Genomic DNA, 17,066 nt, shown 5'->3' with positions numbered 1-17,066 from the left:
GGCCCGCTGGCTAGAATGGCGGCCCCCTCGACGATCCGTCCGCCATGACCCAGTTCGGTACCCCGCTCAGCCCGTCCGCCACCCGCGTCCTGCTGCTCGGCTCGGGCGAATTGGGCAAGGAGGTCGCCATCGAACTGCAGCGGCTGGGGGTCGAGGTCATCGCCGCCGACCGCTACGCCAATGCCCCGGCGATGCAGGTCGCGCACCGCAGCCATGTGCTGGACATGCTCGACCCCGCCGCGCTAAGGGCGCTGATCGACCAGGAAAAGCCACACCTGGTCGTACCCGAGATCGAGGCCATCCACACCGAAACCCTGGTGGAACTCGAGCGCGACCGTGGCCAGAAGGTCGTGCCCACCGCCCGCGCCGCCCGCCTGACCATGGATCGCGAAGGCATCCGCCGCCTGGCCGCGGAAACGCTGGGCCTGCCGACTTCGCCGTACCGCTTCGTCGATACGGAGGCCGAGTACCGCGAGGCCATCGCCGCGGTCGGGCTGCCCTGCGTGGTCAAGCCGGTGATGTCGTCTTCGGGCCATGGCCAGAGCATCGTCCGCAGCGAAGCCGAGATCGGCCCGGCCTGGGAAGTCGCGCAGACCGGCGGACGTGCTGGTGCCGGCCGCTGCATCCTCGAAGGCTTCATCGACTTCGACTACGAGATCACCCTGCTGACCGTGCGCCACGCCGACGGCACGAGCTTCTGCGAACCCATCGGCCATTTGCAGAAGGACGGCGACTACCGCGAAAGCTGGCAGCCGCAGCCGATGTCGCCGCGCGCGCTGCAACGCGCGCAGGAGATCGCGAAGGCGGTCACCGACGATCTCGGCGGTTGGGGCCTCTTCGGCGTGGAATTGTTCGTCAAGGGCAATGAGGTGTGGTTCAGCGAGGTTTCGCCGCGTCCGCACGATACCGGCCTGGTCACGCTGGTCTCGCAGGAATTGTCGGAATTCGCCCTCCACGCGCGGGCGATTCTCGGACTTCCCATTCCCGTCATCCGTCAGAACGGTCCGTCGGCCTCGTGCGCGATGCTGGCCCACGGCCATGGCGTGCCGATGTTCTCGAATGTCGAAGCGGCCTTGCAGGCACCGGATACCGCGTTGCGGTTGTTCGGCAAGCCCCGCGTCGAAGGCCATCGCCGGGTCGGCGTGACCCTGGCGCGCGGGGAAAAAATCGACGCCGCCCGCGCGACTGCGCGCGAGGCGGCCGCCGCCATCACCATCGGACTCGAGTAAGGCGCAATCCATGAACGCAAGCGAAGGCTACGCAGTGTTTTTCTTCCCGCAGGCGCTGGAAGCGCTCGGCGATGCGGTCAAGCCCTATCTGACCGGACAGGCCGAGGGCCCGCACATCTTCTGCAAGGAAATCGACACCGCCGGCGCGTTCACCGAGATGACCCTGGTGGGGCAGAGCCCCGATGGGCACAACGTCGAGCTGGAGCTGATGGTGCCCAGCAGCATGATCCGCATGATCGTGTCCGCGCACAGCGACGGCAGCAGCTTCGGCTTCGGCCCGCGCCCGATGGTGAAGCCGGCGACGCCCGCGACGCCGCCGATCACGCCGGTCGCGTGATCCGTAGAGTCGAGCTTGCTCGACTGCTTTTCTTTCTTGACGAGAAGCAAGAGCAGTCGAGCAAGCTCGACTCTACGGGGCCCGCTCCTGCAGTTGCAGGTCTACCCACACCAAATGATGGTCGCTGCCGTCGGCGATGGCGGCATCGGGATCGCTCTTCTTCGGCCAGAACACGCCGCTGTCTTTCAGGGCGAAGCCGACCGAAGGCAGCACGTAATCCAGGCGCATCGCGCCGGCCTTCGGACCGAAGTCGCCGGTAACGTGCTCCGGCGCGCCGCGATGCACGATGCCCTTCGCCGCATAGTCCCGCGCGGTCTCCGCGCCGCCTTCGCTGCGCGGCGTGGCCATGCGCATCACGCGCGGATGTTCCAGCAGCTCGACGATGGCGTCGTGGCGCCCATCGCCGTCGACGGGATCGTTGTTGAGGTCGCCGGCGATGATGAAGCGTTCGCCTTCGGCGAGTCCGCCGCAACGTCCGGCGTCGTCGCATAGCCAGGGCTTGTCTCCGGGCGACAGGTATTCCCGCCACAGGCGGATTTCGTCGGCGTTGCGCAGGCCATTGCGATCCTCCGGGCCATCGAACACCGGCGGCGTCGGATGCGAGACCAGGAAATGGACCACGCCGCCCGGCGTGCGTATCGGCACGTCCCAGTGCGATTTCGAAGACAGGCGCAATTGCCGCCAGATCGCGTCGGGATAGAACGCGCGGCGCGAAGCCGGATCGATGGGCGGCGTCGCGTCGGGCAGGGCGCTCCATTTCAACAACCGGAACGTGCGTGCCTGCTCCGCATCGATCGGATGACGCGACAGCACCAGCATGCCGTATTGCCCCGGATGCAGGCCGTAGCCCCAGGCATCGTTGCCGCGGTTGCGTCCGTTTCCGCCGGTGGCGCCGTTGCCGTCCAGGTCGAGCCCGCTGGGTACGCCGGTGTTGACCGGGGCGAGGTAACGGTACGGGTAGCGCAACGGTTCGCCGCCGCCGGGTTGCGCGGCTTCCAGGTATTTGCGCTGGAACAGGTCCGCGGCGCGCCCGGACTCGTCGTAATCGAATTCGTTCAACAGCACCAGGTCGGGACGCACCTTCTGCAGCACCGCGGCGATCTTGCGCGCGTGGGCGCTGTCGCCTTCCAGTTCACGGACCAGGCCACCCGCGTCGTCCGAATACAGCGAGGTGTTGTAGGTCGCCACGCGCAGCGTTTTCGCGCCGGCCACGGACGGCGCCTCGTCGCCGCGGGTCATCGTCGTGCAGGCGGCCAGGGCAAACACCGGGAACAGCAGGATGGAAAGGCGCATGCACCGATTCTGGCATGCCCGCATTGCGCCGGCATGTCGCGCTCAGCCGCGCTGCGGCAGCGTATCGCGCCGCCACTCGCGGCCATCGAACCATTCCAGCGGGTGGTAACGGCGCTTGTAGTCCATCTTGCGGTGGCCGTCGATCCAGTAGCCGAGGTACAGGTGGCTGCGGTATTCGCGCTGCGCCCATTCCAGCTGGCGCAGGATCGCCAGCGTGCCCAGGCCGTTCGCTTCGTAATCGGGATCGTAGAAGGTATAGACCGCCGACAGCGCGCCGGGCACGACGTCGGTGACCGCGACCGCGACCAGTTTGCCGTGGCCGTCGTCGCTGCGGTCGCGCAGCTCGAGGAAACGGCCCTGCGACCAGCTGCCGATCAGGAACTGGTCGAATTCCAGCGGACTGTGGTCGTCCATGCCGCCGTGGCGGTGGCGCGCCGCCAGGTAGCGCCGGTACAGGGCGAAGTGTTCCTCGTTGCGCTCGGCCGCGACGATGCGCGATTCGATGTGCGCATTGCGCGCGGCGCAGCGGCGCTGGCCGCGGTCGGGGCGGAAATCGTGCACGGGAATGCGCACCGCGACGCAGGCCTGGCAGTGCTGGCAGTGCGGCCGGTAGACCAGGTCGCCGGAGCGACGGAAACCCCAGCCCAGCGCGGTCGGGTAGAACTTCGGCAGGCGCGGGTCGCGCGGGTCCAGCACCAGGTCGCGCGCGGTGCGTTCCGGCCAGTAGCCGCACGGGTGCTCGCCGGTGTGGAACAGGCGCAGGTCGTCGCCGGAGCTGGCGCTGTCGGTACCCATCAGGCGATTGCGTGGTTGGCGAAGGCGGGGCGCATGCGGTCAGCATACTGCGTCGGGCGCGTCGCCGGAGTGGAGACCGTCCGCAGCCTGAACGTGTTGCGCCGGCGTCAACCCGGCGCGCGGCCATGCGTTTTCCCGGGGGTCGGCAACCTGCCGCCATCCACCGAGGAATCGCCATGAAACACAAGCCCCTGCTGGTCGTCGCCGTGCTGGCCAGCCTGACCGCCGGCGGCGCCGCGTTCGCCGCAGCCCAGTCCGACGCCGCCAAGGACGCGCCGCGCGTGCACGCGAAGCTGGACGCCAACGGCGACGGCGCGATCGATCGCGCCGAAGCGGCGAAGGTCCCGCGCCTGGCCGAGAAGTTCGACAGCCTGGACAAGAACAAGGACGGCAAGCTGGACGCCAGCGAACGCCCGCATCGCGACGGCATGCGTCGTCGCAACGGCGGCATGTACGACCGCTTCGCCGAACTCGACACCGACAAGGACGGCCGCATCAGCAAGGCCGAAGCCGCCAAGGGCCCGATGGCCTCACGCTTCGACGAGATGGACGCGAACAAGGACGGCTACCTGGACAAGGCCGACCGCGAGCAACGCATGAAGCAACATCGCGACGAATGGTTCGCCAAGGCCGATGCCGACAAGGACGGCAAGCTGAGCCGCGCCGAGTTCGACGCGGCGAAGCCGGCGCACCAGATGCGCGGCGGCCCGATCGATGCGCCCCCGCCGAAGCCCTGACCGAAGCGCATGACGGAAACGAAAAACCCGCGCCGGAAGGCGCGGGTTTTTCGTTGGCCCGTATTGCACAGAAATCCTTTTGTCATCCCTGCGCTGCGGTCGGGATGACAAGGCTCTCGGTCATTTCGTCGGCGTCAACCGCACGCGCACTTCCTCTTCTTCCTGCGCCTCCGGCTTCTGCTGTTGCTGCTGGACCTGCGGCGCGGCCTGCTGGCGGGCCTGCTGCGCGTGGCGGAAACGGTTGAGGGTCAGGAAGGCCATCACCGCGATCAGCGCGAGCAGTGCGACGCGGACGCGCCAACCCCAGTTGCCGCGGCGTGGCGCTTCGTCCTCGTTGTCGCGGAACACGTAGTTCAGGCCCTGGTCCGGCCGGGTCGAATCCAGCAGGCCGGCTTCGCGCAGGATTTCGCGTGCGCGCGGCTGGTCTTCGGGGCGCTTGATCCACAATGCCGGCTGCTTGCGGGCCGGTTTCGGGTCGCTGAAGCTGAACTGCCCGCCCATGCCGCCCTTGTACGAGCGCCCGTTGCTGATGTGCACGGCGATGCCGGCGTCTTCCATCAACTTGGCGACACCCTCGACGGTTTCCAGGCGCTGGCTGGTGAATACCTGGCGCATCAGTTCTTCGCCTCCGTCGGCAATACGCGGATCAGCCCTTCCTGCGCGGTGCTGGCGACCAGCCGGCCGTGGCGGTCGAAGATCTGTCCGCGCGCCAGGCCGCGTGAGTTCTGCGCGCTGGGGCTGTCGATGGAATACAGCAGCCAGTCGTCGGCACGGAACGGGCGGTGGAACCACAGCGCATGGTCGAGCGAAGCCATCTGCACGTTCGGCTGGTAGTAGCTGATGCCGTGCGGGAAGTTGGCCGTGCCCAGCAGCTGGAAATCGGAGGCGTAGGCGAGCAGCGCGCGGTGCAGTTCCGGCGAATCGCCGACCGGCTCGCACAGGCGGAACCACACCTGCTGGAACGGCGGGCGCTTGGGCGGATTCAGTTCGTCGCGCGGATACACGTGGCGGAATTCGAACGGCCCGCGCCGCGACAGCCAGCGCTGCACCTTCGGCGACAGTTTCGCCATCACTTCGGCAGGCAGTGCCGGCGCGGGTTCGATGTCTTCCGGGCGCGGCACTTCGGGCATCGACAGCTGGTGTTCGGCGCCGCTTTCCTCGCCCTGGAACGAAGCCGCGCAGAAGAAGATCACCTTGCCGTGCTGGATCGCGCTGACCCGGCGCACCGAGAAGCTGCCGCCATCGCGGGTGCGGTCGACGTCGTAGACGATCGGCGCGTCGATGTCGCCGGCGCGCAGGAAGTAGGCGTGCAGCGAATGCGCGCGGCGGCCGCTGTCGCCGTCGACGGTAGCCTGCGCCGCCGACAGCGCCTGGCCCAGCACCTGGCCGCCGAACACGTACTTGGTGCCGATGTCGCGGCTCTGGCCGCGGAACAGGTCGGCCTCGAGCCGCTCCAGCGACAGCAGCTCGATCAGTTCGGAGACGACGGGTTCGGGGGTGGGGGACAAGGTGGGGATTTCCGGCGGGAATGGGCGAATTATACCGGGGGGCGTCCGGCCCTCTTGAACCCTGGATGTGGGAGTGGTGGCGTAGCCACCACTCCCACGGGCTGTCTTCAGGGAAGCAGGCGTTTCAGGGCCACTTCATTCAATACACGCGCCCAGGGGAACAACGGGCCCGGATCGAGCTTGCGCTGGACCGACACGGTTTCGTCGTCGCTGGCCGGCACCTGCGTCGTGTCCAGGTCTTCATGCCCGGCGATGAAGCGCAAGTTCGGCAGCGCCGCGGACAGTTGGCGCAGCAATTCGATCAGCGAGGCGATCTGCGCCTCGGTGTAAGGCTCGTCCATGGCCTGGTGGCCGGCGGCGAGCCAGTGCGGGTAGCGGCCAGTGTTGACCAGTTCGATGCCGACCGAGCGGGGGTTGTAACCGCGCACGTGGTGGGCGACGCGATCCTCGGCGACATACCGGTGCACGCTGCCGTCGCGGTCGATGTAGTAGTGGCCGCTGTTGCCGGTGCCGGAGTCGTACAGCGCACGTTCGCCGTATTCCCGTGCCATGGCCAGGTCGGGCAGCTCGGTGCAGTGGATCACCACCAGATCGATGTCCCCCAGCAGCCGCGACGCCAGTTTCGCCTCATAGGGCAGGGGTTCGGCGATCACGGACGGGGCTTCGAAGGTCATGGCCGCATGCTAGCACTCCGGTAAACTGGCCTGGTTTCCACACCGAAGCGCACCATGGCCCCGGCTTCCGACACAGACATCGCCTCGCGGCCACGCGGCCATTGCATCCTTTCGCACGGCTTCGAAAGCGGCCCGGACGCGACCAAGGTCACCGCATTGGCCGAGGTCGCCGAGCGCTTCGGCTGGACCCATGAACGGCCGGACTACACCGACCTGGATGCGAAGCGCGAAATCAGCGACCTCGGCGACGTGCCGGCTCGCCTGCTGCGCCTGCGCGAACTGGCCGCGAAGGCTGCCGCACGCGGGCCGCTGGTGCTGGCCGGCTCCAGCCTCGGCGCGTACATTTCCGGACGCATTTCGCTGGAAGTGCCGGTGCGCGGCGTGTTCCTGATGGCGCCGGCGCTGAGGATGGGCCCCCTGCCGGCGCTGGACGTGGCCGACGTGCCGTTGTCGATCCTGCACGGCTGGGATGACGAGCTGATCCCCGCGGTCGATGTCGTGCAATGGGCGCTGCCGCGCAAGGCGCGGCTGTTGCTGGTGGACGATTCGCATCGGCTGTCGAGCCATGTCGAAGCGTCAGCCGAAGCCTTCGCGGCTTTGCTTTCCCGCCTTTGATCGTCATTCCGGCGAAAGCCGGAATCCATCTTGATTTTGCTGTTGCTTCCAAAGACAACGGCAAAATGGATCCCGGCTTGATCAGCCATCCGGCTGTTAAAAACCGCTGGGCTGACGGAACCGAAATTCGGAGTTTTTGTGAAATTCTTCGTCTCCTGCGCCAAAGGCCTGGAATACCTGCTCGCCGACGAGCTGCTTGCGCTCGGCGTGGCCAAGGCCAGCGCGACCATCGCCGGCGTCAATGCCGAAGGCGAGGCGGTCGATGCGCAGCGCGCGGTGCTGTGGTCGCGGCTGGCCAGCCGCGTGCTGTGGCCGATCACCGAATTCGCCTGCCCGGACGAGCAGGCGCTGTACGACGGCGCTGCCGAGGTGAACTGGCAGAAGCACCTGTCGGCCGAACTGAGCATCGCGGTGGACGCGCACGTGTCCGGCGAGGCGATCACCCATGCGCGTTACGCCGCGCAGAAGATCAAGGACGCCATCGTCGACCAGTTCCGCAACTTCGCCCTGCCGCGTCCGTCGGTGGACGTCGAGAACCCGGACGTGCGCCTCAACCTGTCGCTGCGCAAGGGCAGGGCGACGTTGTCGATCGACCTGTCCGGCGGGCCGATGCACCGGCGTGGCTGGCGCAAGGAACAGAACGAGGCGCCGCTGAAGGAAAACCTCGCCGCGGCGGTGCTGCTGCGCGGCGGCTGGCCGCAGGCGTACCGCGACGGCGGTGCGCTGCTCGACCCCATGTGCGGCAGCGGCACCCTGCTGATCGAAGGCGCGCTGATCGCCGCCGACGTCGCACCCGGCTTGCAGCGTTACGGCAACGTGCTGCCGACCCGTTGGCTCGGCTTCGATGCGAAGACCTGGCGAGAACTGTTCGCCGACGCGGTCGCGCGCGAACAGGCGGGTCGCGCGGCGCTGAAGCCGGTGTTCTTCGGCGGCGACCTCGATCCGCGGGCGATCCGCGGGGCGAAGGAAAACGCGGTGCTGGCCGGCCTGGCCGGACTGATCGAATTCGAAGTGCGCGATGCGGCGCAGTTGCAGGCGCGGGCCTCCGAGCGCGGCCTGGTGGTGTGCAACCCGCCCTACGACGAGCGACTGGCCGCCGATGCGGGCCTCTATCGCATGCTCGGCGATGCGCTGAAGCGCGCCGTGCCGCAATGGCGCGCCAGCCTGCTGTGCGGCAGCCAGGAACTGGCCTTCGCCACCGGCCTGCGCGCGACGAAGAAGTACCAGCTGTTCAACGGCGCGATCGAGTGCGCGCTGATCGTCTGCGATCCGATCTTCGCGGCGAAGCCCGAATCGGAGCCGCGCCCGCTGTCGGAAGGCGCGCAGATGGTCGCCAACCGCCTGCGCAAGAACCTGAAGAAGCTGAAACCGTGGCGCGAGCGCGAAAGCGTGACCTGCTATCGCGCCTACGATGCCGACCTGCCCGAATACGCCGCGGCCATCGACGTCTACACCGAAGACGGCGGCGATGGCCGCACCTTCCTGCACGTGCAGGAATACGCCGCGCCGGCGAGCATCCCCGAGACCGACGTGCGGCGCCGTTTCGGCGAATTGCTGGCCGCCGCGCGCGAGGCGTTCGCGGTGCCGTCGGAACGGGTCGCGGTGAAGTCGCGCGAACGCGGCAAGGGCGGCAGCAAGTACGGCCGCTTCGCCGAACGCGAGGAGGCCATCGTCGTGCGCGAGAACGGCGCGCGGTTGAAGGTCAACCTGTTCGACTATCTCGACACCGGCCTGTTCCTCGACCATCGCCCGCTGCGTGCGCGGATGGCGCGCGAGGCGAAGGGCAAGCGCTTCCTCAACCTGTTCTGCTACACCGGCGTGGCCAGCGTGCAGGCCGCGGTGGCCGGTGCCGCGGCCACGACCTCGGTCGACCTGTCGGCGACCTACCTGCAGTGGTGCGCGGACAACCTGCAGCTCAACGGCCTGGGCGGCGCGGCGCACCAGTTGGTGCAGGCCGATGCGGTCGGCTGGCTGGAGGCCGACCGCGGGCAGTACGACCTGATCTTCTACGATCCGCCGACCTTCTCCAATTCCGCGCGGGCCGACGATTTCGACGTGCAGAAGGAGCATGTACGCCTGCTGCGCGCGGCGGTGGCCCGGCTGGCGCCGGGCGGCACCCTGTATTTCAGCAACAATTTCCGCCGTTTCCGATTCAATAACGACGCGGTTGCTACCTTTGCCGGATTCGAGGAAATTAGCCGCATGACCCTGCCCCCCGACTTCGAACGCAATCCGCGCATCCACCGCTGCTGGCGCCTGCGCCGGCCGGGCGAAGGCGCATGAGTTCGGGTCCGGCCGCCTGCAGGGATCGCAAGCGTTCGCGCTGGACCTTCTTCCGGCAATGGTTGCTGCACCCGCGCAGCGTCGCTTCGGTGACGCCGTCCAGCCCCGAGCTGGGCGTGGCGATGATGGCCGAAATGCCGGCGGGCGCCCGGCGGGTGATCGAACTGGGCGGCGGTACCGGCGCGCTGACCCGCTCGATCCGGGAACACGGCATCGCCGACCAGGACCTGCTGGTGCTGGAATTGAACCCCGAATTGCATCGACACCTGCGCGAGGAGTTTCCGCAAGCATGGGTGGTGCAAGGAGACGCGACCCGGTTGCGTGCGGCGGCCGCGTCGGCGGGTTACCTGCAGGGCGGCCCCGCCGACGCGGTGGTATCCGGGCTGGGGCTGCTGTCGATGGAGAAGGCGATGCAGCGCGACATCCTCGCCTCGGCCTTCGACTGCCTGCGCGAGGGCGGGCGTTTCGTCCAGTTCACCTATGGTCCGCGCGCGCCGGTGTCGGACCGGGTAGTCGCCGAGCTTGGCCTGAAGGTGCGCAAGGGCGAGTTCGTGCTGCGCAACGTGCCGCCGGCGACGGTGTACGTGTACGAGAAGAATTCGTAGGAGCGAGGCTTGCCCGCGTGCCCTTCATTGGAGGGTCAAAGCATCGCGGGCAGGCCCGCTCCTACAAGAGCATCAGCCCAACGCCTTTCTCGCAGGCACGTACTCGTACCCGAGCGCCTCGGCGACCGCGCGATAGGTGACCTTGCCGTCGAAAACGTTCAGGCCGTTGAGCAGGTGCTCATCGTCCAGCAACGCCTGCAGCGCGCCCTTGTTGGCCAGTTGCACGGCGAAGGGCAGGGTGGCATTGGTCAGGGCGAAGGTCGAGGTACGGGCGACGCCGCCGGGCATGTTGGCGACGCAGTAGTGGATGATGCCGTCCACTTCGTAGGTCGGGTCCTGGTGCGTGGTCGGCTTCGAGGTCTCGAAGCAGCCGCCCTGGTCGATGGCCACGTCGACCAGCACCGAACCCGGACGCATCAGCTTCAGCTGTTCGCGCGAGACCAACTTTGGTGCCGCAGCGCCGGGGATCAGCACCGCGCCGATCACCAGATCGGTGTATGGCAGGCGTTCCTCGATGGCATCGCGGGTCGAGTAGATCGTGGTCAGCTGGTGGCCATACAGCTCGTCGAGGTATTTCAGCCGGTCCAGCGAACGATCCAGCACGGTGACGTGCGCATTGAGTCCCGCCGCCATGCGCGCGGCGTTGATGCCGACCACGCCGCCGCCGATCACCAGCACTTCTCCGGGCTTCACTCCGGGCACGCCGCCGAGCAACACGCCGGAGCCGCCCTGCGCCTTCTCCAGCGCGTGCGCACCGGCCTGGATCGACATGCGCCCGGCCACTTCCGACATCGGCGCCAGCAGCGGCAGGCCGCCGCGTGCGTCGGTGACGGTTTCGTAGGCGATGCAGGTGGCGCCCGACTTCACCAATGCGGCGGTCTGCGTGGGATCGGGGGCGAGATGCAGGTAGGTGTAAAGCACCTGGCCCGGGCGCAGCATCGCGCATTCGACCGGCTGCGGTTCCTTGACCTTGACGATCATGTCGGCGCGGGCGAACACCTCTTCGGCGGTGTCGACGATCTGCGCGCCGGCCTTGGCGTACTGTTCGTCGGTCAAGCCGATGGCCTTGCCGCCGTCGCGCTGCACGATGACCTGGTGACCGTTGGCGACCAGCTCGCGCGCGCCGGCCGGGGTCAGGCCGATGCGGTACTCGTGGTTCTTGATTTCCTTGGGGACGCCGACAAGCATGGTGTTCTCCGGTTGCGGTCAGGGCCTGCTAAGGCTATCTGGACAGGCCACGTTGTCGTGCCTAGCAGTCAGGTGGTTGTGCGTGGCGCTGCGGCAGGCTGGCCGGCTGCCCAAGCCGCGCGCGGCCGCTTGGCGGCTAGGCACGGCAACCCGAAGAGCCGCGCTTGGGTGCGCGCGGGGCTGCGTCATCACTCGGTCACTTATCGACATAAGTTCTCTCGTTCTTCCTTGCCCCGCACGCACCCAAGCGTGGCGTGGCCTGTCCAGATAGCCTTAGCAGGCCCTTGGCGTGGGGAGCGCCGGCGGGTCGGCGGATTCTACGCGGACCCGCCCGCCGGGCCGTGCCGCACCGCGGCAGGCGGAATCCGCCGGTCCGATCTGCCAAAATCGGCCGACACCGACAGGCCTCCTTCCCATGACGATAGTCGCAGCGACGAACCCGACCACCAACTCCGCCGCGCGCGTGCTGTTCGCCAGCCTGATCGGCACCACCATCGAGTTCTTCGATTTCTACATCTACGCCACCGCGGCGGTGATCGTCTTTCCCAAGCTGTTCTTCCCCGAGGCCGATGCGAACGCCGCGATGCTGCAGTCGTTCGCGACGTTCGCTTTGGCGTTCTTCGCCCGGCCGGTGGGTTCGGCGCTGTTCGGCCACTTCGGCGACCGCATCGGGCGCAAGGCCACGCTGGTCGCCGCGCTGCTGACCATGGGCCTGTCGACCGTGGCGATCGGCCTGCTGCCGACCTATGCCAGCATCGGCGTGGTCGCGCCGGCGCTGCTGGCGCTGTGCCGCTTCGGCCAGGGCGTGGGCCTGGGCGGCGAGTGGGGTGGGGCGGTGCTGCTGGCTACGGAGAACGCGCCGCCGGGCAAGCGCGCGTGGTACGGCATGTTTCCGCAGCTCGGCGCACCGATCGGGTTCCTGTGTTCGACCGGCGTGTTCCTGCTGCTGACCGAACTGATGGACGACACGCAATTCCTCGCCTGGGGCTGGCGCGTGCCGTTCATCGCCAGCGCCTTGCTGGTGTTCGTCGGCCTGTGGGTGCGCCTGCGCATCACCGAAACCCCGGATTTCCAGAAGACGCTGGACAAGGGCGAACGCGAGCGCGTGCCGATGTGGTCGGTGCTGTCGCGGCATCCGCGCGCGCTGATCACCGGCACGTTCGCGCTGGTCGCGACCTTCGCCACGTTCTACCTGATGACGGTGTTCACCCTGGGCTGGGCCACGTCGAAGCTGGGCTACACGCGTGAACAGTTCCTGCTGATGCAGATGGTTGCGGTGCTGTTCTTCGCCGCCGGCATTCCGGTTTCCGCCTGGTTCGCCGACCGCTTCGGCCGTTGGCAGGCGATGCTGCTGGCCACCGTGCTGATCTGCGGCTTCGGGCTGGTCTATGGCGCGTGGTTCGCCGGCAGCGCATGGACGTTCCTGATCGCCGGCATGGTGGTGATCGGACTGACCTACGGGCCGTGCGGGACGATCCTGGCGGAACTGTTCCCGACCCGCGTGCGCTACACCGGCGCGTCGCTGGCGTTCAACCTGGCCGGCATCATCGGCGCATCGATGACGCCGTACGTGGCGAAGAAGCTCGGCGACGCGCATGGCTTGCCCTACGTCGGTTACTACCTGACCGCTGCGGGCGTACTGACCTTGCTGGCGTTGCTGCTGATGCCGCGCAAAGCGGCGACTAGCGATGTAGCGCGTTGATAATGCTTTGTAGAGTCGAGCTTGCTCGACTGCTCTTCATCTGACGCGCGTTCGAGCAAAAAGCAGTCGAGCAAGCTCGACTCTACGGGCAGCAAGCTTTTGCTTCTGTTCTTGTAGATGCCGGGCTTGTCCCGGCATGCTTTTGATCTTGCGGCAAATGACGAAAAGCAAGCCGGGACAAGCGCTGCTTCTACGAAAGCAAGAGCAGCCGAGCATGCTCGGCTCTACAAGGCTAGGCAGGTGCGGGAGAACAAAAAAGCCGGGCATTGCCCGGCTTTTTCTTCACCACCAGACAACGTGTTCAGTCGTCGCGGCCCAGCCACTTGTAGGCGATGCCGCCGATCAGGCCGCCGAGGATCGGCGCAACCCAGAACAGCCACAGTTGCGACACCGCGCCATTGCCGACCACCAGCGCCACGCCGGTCGAGCGCGCCGGGTTCACCGAGGTATTGGTGACCGGGATGCTGATCAGGTGGATCAGGGTCAGCGCCAGGCCGATGGCGATCGGCGCGAAGCCGGCCGGTGCGTTCCTGTGGGTGGAGCCCATGATCACGATCAGGAAGAACGCGGTCAGCACCACTTCGCACAGGAACGCCGCCGCCGCGCTGTAGCCGCCCGGCGACAGGGCGTCGTAGCCGTTGGTGGCGAAGGCGCCTGCCGCCGTCGGGTCGATGGCGAAGCCGGCCGCGCCGCTGGCGATGTGGTACAGGATGAAGGCCGCCGCGATGGCGCCGAGGACCTGAGCGACGATGTACGGCAACAGTTCCTTGCCGGAGAAGCGGCCGCCGGCCCACAGGCCGAAGCTCACCGCCGGGTTGAAGTGGCCGCCGGAGATGTGGCCGAACGCGTAGGCGCCGGTCAGCACGGTCAGGCCGAAGGCCAGGGCCACGCCCAGCAGGCCGATGCCCAGTGGATTGCCGTCGCCGCCGAATTTGGCCGCGAGCACGGCGCTGCCGCAACCGCCCAGGACCAGCCAGAACGTGCCGAGGAACTCGGCCGCGAGTTTCTTGCCCAATGCCATGGTGCCCCCTTGTCTGGTTGTTTTACGGGTGCCGTCGCGGGCGACGGTGGCCGGAAAATAACGGAAGCGCCGCAGGCGAATGTTGAAATTTCGTTAGTGTCGTTATGACTTTGTGGGAGTGACCTTGGCTGCCAACGCTTTACTCGTCATTCCCGCGAAGGCGGGAATCGCCCTTCGCTTGTCATCTCGCTTGTCATCCCGAACACAGTAATGATCTGCTTTTATCAGCATGAAGCAAAAGCGTTTCGCGCTGACGCGCGGGGGGTTACTTTCTTTGCTTGTGCAAAGAGGCGCTTTTCAACAGCCCGAAGGGCTGGTCAAGTAACCAAAGAAACACACCCTTCCCCGCGCCCTTCGTGCTGCGCACGAAGGGTTCGCGGAGCCGGGGGGAATTTTCGGACGGCACATCCCTGTGCCTTCCGAAAACGACGCGCCTCCCCGTATCGAGTGCGGGGCAGGCTCTGCGCGTCGCCCCTGCGGGGTTTTCCCACCGGCTCCGCCGCTGCGGATGGGTTCTGAAAAGCAACCGCAACGGCAACTGCGAAAGACGTGGGCGAAGGAGTGTCTCAGTGATCCGGCAGCGGGATGAACTCGGTCTCGTCGCCCGGGATTTTGCCGAAGCGGCCTGCTTGCCAGTCCTGCTTGGCCTGTTCGATGCGCTCTTTCGAGCTGGAAACGAAGTTCCACCACAGGTGGCGCGGGCCGTCGAGCGGTTCGCCGCCCAGCAGCATCGCCTTCAGCGGGGTCTTCGCGCGCAGCACCGGACGGGTGCCGCGGTCGAGCACGACGAGGTGCTTTTCGGGGATGTCGGCACCGTCCAGTTGCGCATCGCCTTCCAGCACGTAGAGCGCGCGTTCGACCGCATCGTCGTCGATGGCCAGTTCGGCATCGGGCTGCAGGTCGAGGGCGACATTGAAGGTGTCGGCGAATACGCGCACCGGCGCTTCCTCGCCGAAGCCGCGGCCGGCGATCAGCTGGATGCGCGCGCCGCCGCGTTGCTGCACCGGCAGGGTCGTGGCGGGGTGGTGGTGGAATTCCGGCGCGACTTCCTCGTCGCGCTGCGGCAGCGCGACCCAGGTCTGCATGCCGTGCACGTCGCCGCCGTGGCTGCGCACGTCGGCCGGCGTACGTTCGGAATGGGCGATGCCGCGGCCGGCGGTCATCCAGTTGACGTCGCCGGGGCGGATCACCTGCTCGGAACCCAGGGTGTCGCGATGCTGGATCGCGCCAGCCCACAGGAAGGTCACCGTGGCCAGGCCGATGTGCGGGTGCGGGCGCACGTCGATGCCGCGGCCGGGTTCGAACAGGGCGGGCCCCATGTGGTCGACGAACACGAACGGGCCGACGCTGCGCGCCTGCAGGGTCGGCACGGCGCGGCGGACCTGGAAGCCGCCCAGGTCGTGGACGCGGGGGGCGATGATCGTGGTCATGGCGGTTCTCCTTGGCGAGGCGGGCAGGATTCCACGGTTCGCAGGGGCTTTGTACAGGCACCGCTGCAACAATCTGTTTGCCCCCGATCACCGGGACGGCAATCGAGCGTCAGGGATTCCCGGGGCGCAGCTTCAGCGCGGCACGCGGGCCGTCGCCGCGGCCCAGCGATTTCAGTTCCAGCACATAACCGGCCAGCGACCGGCTGCGCGGTTCGGCCCCTGTGTGGAGGGAAAAGCTCTCGGGCTCGCCGGCGTTTGGTGTCCAGCTGAATTGCACCTCGGCATCGCCGGCCCAGATGCATTGCACATCCGGCGGGCAGCGCGAATCGCCGACCAGTTTCTCGTAGCGCAGCATGCCAAGGCCGCCCAGCGACACCTGTTCGCCGGCACCCATTTCGAAATCCGCATTGGCGACCGCTTCGCGTTCGGATGAACCGTAGCGGCGCTGGATCAGTCGCGGCGGCTTGCCGGCAGCGATCTCGACGATCGAAAGCCGGTCGTATTCGGTTTCGTCCAGCGACGGCACCTTGCATTCGCATAGCGCGGCGACGATGTCGGGCACGGTATTGCTGTGGCCGACCACCAGCACCGAGCCCCCGGCATGTCGCTGGCGCAGTTGTGTCGCGAATTCCGCGGCCGGTTGTTTGGCGTCGTAGGTCGTGACTTCGATCTGGTGGGCCTGCGCGGCGGGTTGCGCGGTCTGCCGGGTGCGCTGGAAGTCGGTGCTATAGGCGGCCTGCAAGGGCTCGCCGGCCAATGTTTCGCCCAGCGCTTGCGCACGCGCCTGGCCCTTGGCGTTAAGCGCGGGATCGCGGCTGCCATCGTCGGTCTTTTCGGCATGGCGCACGACGATGAAGCGGGTCGTGCCGTCGGCGCGCTGTGCTGTGTTCGCGCAGGCGGAAAGGGCCAGCAACATCAGCGTGGCGAGATATCGGCGCATCCGGTCAGGCGGGTTCCGTTTGTGTCGCCGCCGCTGCCTGCAGCGCCAATGGGTTTGGAGTGGCCTCGCCGACCTTCTTCAGCAGGTTGTGGTCGGTATGGTGGAACGGTTCGCTCTGGCCGACGATCTGCAGCACGGTGTCCTCGTCGTAACCCCAGCTGCCGTCCTGGTATACGGTGACGTCGATGCGGAACTCGGTGGTGCGGAAGGCGTGGTTGAGGAAGGGCAGGGCGCAGATGCCCCAGTCGTCGAGGCCGGCGGTAGCGACCAGGGTGAACTGCTTCGCATCGGGCGCGACCACCGCACCGGCCATGGCGATCACGCCGCGCGGGATGGCCACGGTATGGATGACGGTGCTGGTAGCGGGTTCCCACAGCCAGTAGCCGACCTGTTCGTGGTACTGCTTGACCTGCGCGGGCTTGGTGATGGTGGTGTGGTAGCGCAAGCCGTACAGCAGTTGCGGGCCGTTGGTGACCGGATCGATGGGTTGCATTTCCATGCGTTCGACGTAGGTCTGCTGCTTCGGCCCCGCGGCCTTCGGTTTGGTGTCGAGCCCATCGGCGCCGGTCCAGATGCCGGCCAGCGGCTTCAACGGGCCGAGGTTGGCCAGCGTGTCGACATCGACGGGGCTGGGCTCGGTGTAGATATCGGTCGGGAAGTTCCCCATGCGTGTTCTCGCGGTGCAGCCGGGTGAAGGTGGTGGGCTACG

17 protein-coding genes are annotated in these 17,066 nt (G+C 67.3%); 7 read left to right on the top strand and 10 right to left on the bottom strand.

Going from position 1 to position 17,066, the window contains the following annotated elements; translation table 11 throughout:
* Window positions 1-44: 44 nt before the first annotated feature.
* Both purT and J5837_RS16035 read left to right on the top strand, forming a co-directional pair.
* Window positions 45-1,229 (top strand): formate-dependent phosphoribosylglycinamide formyltransferase, encoded by a 1,185-nt coding sequence (purT, locus tag J5837_RS16040; protein ID WP_210537812.1) that lies wholly within the window; start codon window positions 45-47, stop codon window positions 1,227-1,229.
* 10 nt (window positions 1,230-1,239) lie between these two features.
* Complete coding sequence (locus J5837_RS16035; protein ID WP_210537811.1) at window positions 1,240-1,566, top strand: hypothetical protein; 327 nt, start codon at window positions 1,240-1,242, stop codon at window positions 1,564-1,566.
* A gap of 72 nt (window positions 1,567-1,638) precedes the next feature.
* Here J5837_RS16035 and J5837_RS16030 read toward each other — a convergent pair whose 3' ends face one another.
* Window positions 1,639-2,859: an endonuclease/exonuclease/phosphatase family protein gene (locus J5837_RS16030; RefSeq protein WP_210537809.1), complete on the bottom strand. Its 1,221-nt coding sequence runs from the start codon at window positions 2,857-2,859 to the stop codon at window positions 1,639-1,641.
* A gap of 42 nt (window positions 2,860-2,901) precedes the next feature.
* Window positions 2,902-3,654: an arginyltransferase gene (locus tag J5837_RS16025; protein ID WP_210537807.1), complete on the bottom strand. Its 753-nt coding sequence runs from the start codon at window positions 3,652-3,654 to the stop codon at window positions 2,902-2,904.
* Window positions 3,655-3,830: 176 nt separating this feature from the next.
* Here J5837_RS16025 and J5837_RS16020 point away from each other — a divergent pair, with 176 nt between their 5' ends.
* Window positions 3,831-4,391 (top strand): EF-hand domain-containing protein, encoded by a 561-nt coding sequence (locus J5837_RS16020; RefSeq protein WP_210537805.1) that lies wholly within the window; start codon window positions 3,831-3,833, stop codon window positions 4,389-4,391.
* A gap of 120 nt (window positions 4,392-4,511) precedes the next feature.
* On the opposite strand, the gene J5837_RS16015 is transcribed toward J5837_RS16020, so the two are convergent.
* From J5837_RS16015 to J5837_RS16005, 3 genes are all read right to left on the bottom strand, one after another.
* Window positions 4,512-5,006: a pathogenicity-like protein gene (locus tag J5837_RS16015; protein WP_210537803.1), complete on the bottom strand. Its 495-nt coding sequence runs from the start codon at window positions 5,004-5,006 to the stop codon at window positions 4,512-4,514.
* Entirely contained in the window at window positions 5,006-5,899 is an 894-nt protein-coding gene (tesB, locus tag J5837_RS16010; protein ID WP_210537802.1) for an acyl-CoA thioesterase II, read from the bottom strand. Before tesB ends, J5837_RS16015 begins: the two co-directional genes overlap by 1 nt.
* Window positions 5,900-6,006: 107 nt before the next feature.
* Window positions 6,007-6,573: an N-acetylmuramoyl-L-alanine amidase gene (locus J5837_RS16005; protein ID WP_210537801.1), complete on the bottom strand. Its 567-nt coding sequence runs from the start codon at window positions 6,571-6,573 to the stop codon at window positions 6,007-6,009.
* 54 nt (window positions 6,574-6,627) lie between these two features.
* Between J5837_RS16005 and J5837_RS16000 the strand changes: the two genes are divergently transcribed.
* From J5837_RS16000 to J5837_RS15990, 3 genes are all read left to right on the top strand, one after another.
* Window positions 6,628-7,188, top strand: coding sequence for an alpha/beta hydrolase (locus tag J5837_RS16000; RefSeq protein ID WP_210537800.1), 561 nt, complete (start codon window positions 6,628-6,630; stop codon window positions 7,186-7,188).
* Between the two features lie 138 nt (window positions 7,189-7,326).
* The gene (gene rlmKL / locus J5837_RS15995; protein WP_210537799.1) at window positions 7,327-9,471 is read left to right on the top strand and encodes a bifunctional 23S rRNA (guanine(2069)-N(7))-methyltransferase RlmK/23S rRNA (guanine(2445)-N(2))-methyltransferase RlmL; all 2,145 of its coding nucleotides are present in this window, start codon (window positions 7,327-7,329) and stop codon (window positions 9,469-9,471) included.
* Window positions 9,468-10,076, top strand: a complete 609-nt coding sequence (locus J5837_RS15990; protein ID WP_210537798.1) for a class I SAM-dependent methyltransferase — start codon at window positions 9,468-9,470, stop codon at window positions 10,074-10,076. Before rlmKL ends, J5837_RS15990 begins: the two co-directional genes overlap by 4 nt.
* A 72-nt stretch (window positions 10,077-10,148) precedes the next feature.
* On the opposite strand, the gene ald is transcribed toward J5837_RS15990, so the two are convergent.
* On the bottom strand, window positions 10,149-11,264 hold the full coding sequence (gene ald, locus J5837_RS15985) for an alanine dehydrogenase (protein WP_210537797.1): 1,116 nt from the start codon (window positions 11,262-11,264) through the stop codon (window positions 10,149-10,151).
* 415 nt (window positions 11,265-11,679) lie between these two features.
* Here ald and J5837_RS15980 point away from each other — a divergent pair, with 415 nt between their 5' ends.
* Window positions 11,680-12,966, top strand: coding sequence for an MFS transporter (locus J5837_RS15980; protein WP_210537795.1), 1,287 nt, complete (start codon window positions 11,680-11,682; stop codon window positions 12,964-12,966).
* Window positions 12,967-13,267: 301 nt separating this feature from the next.
* On the opposite strand, the gene aqpZ is transcribed toward J5837_RS15980, so the two are convergent.
* The 4 genes from aqpZ to J5837_RS15960 all read right to left on the bottom strand — a co-directional run bounded on the left by aqpZ (window position 13,268) and on the right by J5837_RS15960 (window position 17,024).
* Window positions 13,268-13,987 carry an aquaporin Z gene (gene aqpZ, locus J5837_RS15975; RefSeq protein ID WP_210537793.1) on the bottom strand — a complete coding sequence of 240 codons (720 nt, stop codon included), beginning with the start codon at window positions 13,985-13,987 and terminating at the stop codon, window positions 13,268-13,270.
* Between the two features lie 566 nt (window positions 13,988-14,553).
* Window positions 14,554-15,417: a pirin family protein gene (locus J5837_RS15970; protein WP_210537791.1), complete on the bottom strand. Its 864-nt coding sequence runs from the start codon at window positions 15,415-15,417 to the stop codon at window positions 14,554-14,556.
* Window positions 15,418-15,526: 109 nt separating this feature from the next.
* The gene (locus tag J5837_RS15965) at window positions 15,527-16,357 is read right to left on the bottom strand and encodes a phosphoglycerate mutase family protein (RefSeq protein ID WP_210537789.1); all 831 of its coding nucleotides are present in this window, start codon (window positions 16,355-16,357) and stop codon (window positions 15,527-15,529) included.
* Window positions 16,358-16,361: 4 nt separating this feature from the next.
* A complete protein-coding gene (locus tag J5837_RS15960; protein ID WP_210537787.1) occupies window positions 16,362-17,024 on the bottom strand; it encodes an FABP family protein in 663 nt (220 codons plus the stop codon).
* Between the last annotated feature and the right edge of the window lie 42 nt (window positions 17,025-17,066).

Origin of the sequence: Pseudoxanthomonas helianthi (assembly GCF_017939625.1) — a bacterium.
GTDB lineage: Bacteria > Pseudomonadota > Gammaproteobacteria > Xanthomonadales > Xanthomonadaceae > Pseudoxanthomonas_A > Pseudoxanthomonas_A helianthi.
This window is presented reverse-complemented; position numbering and strand designations above follow the sequence as displayed.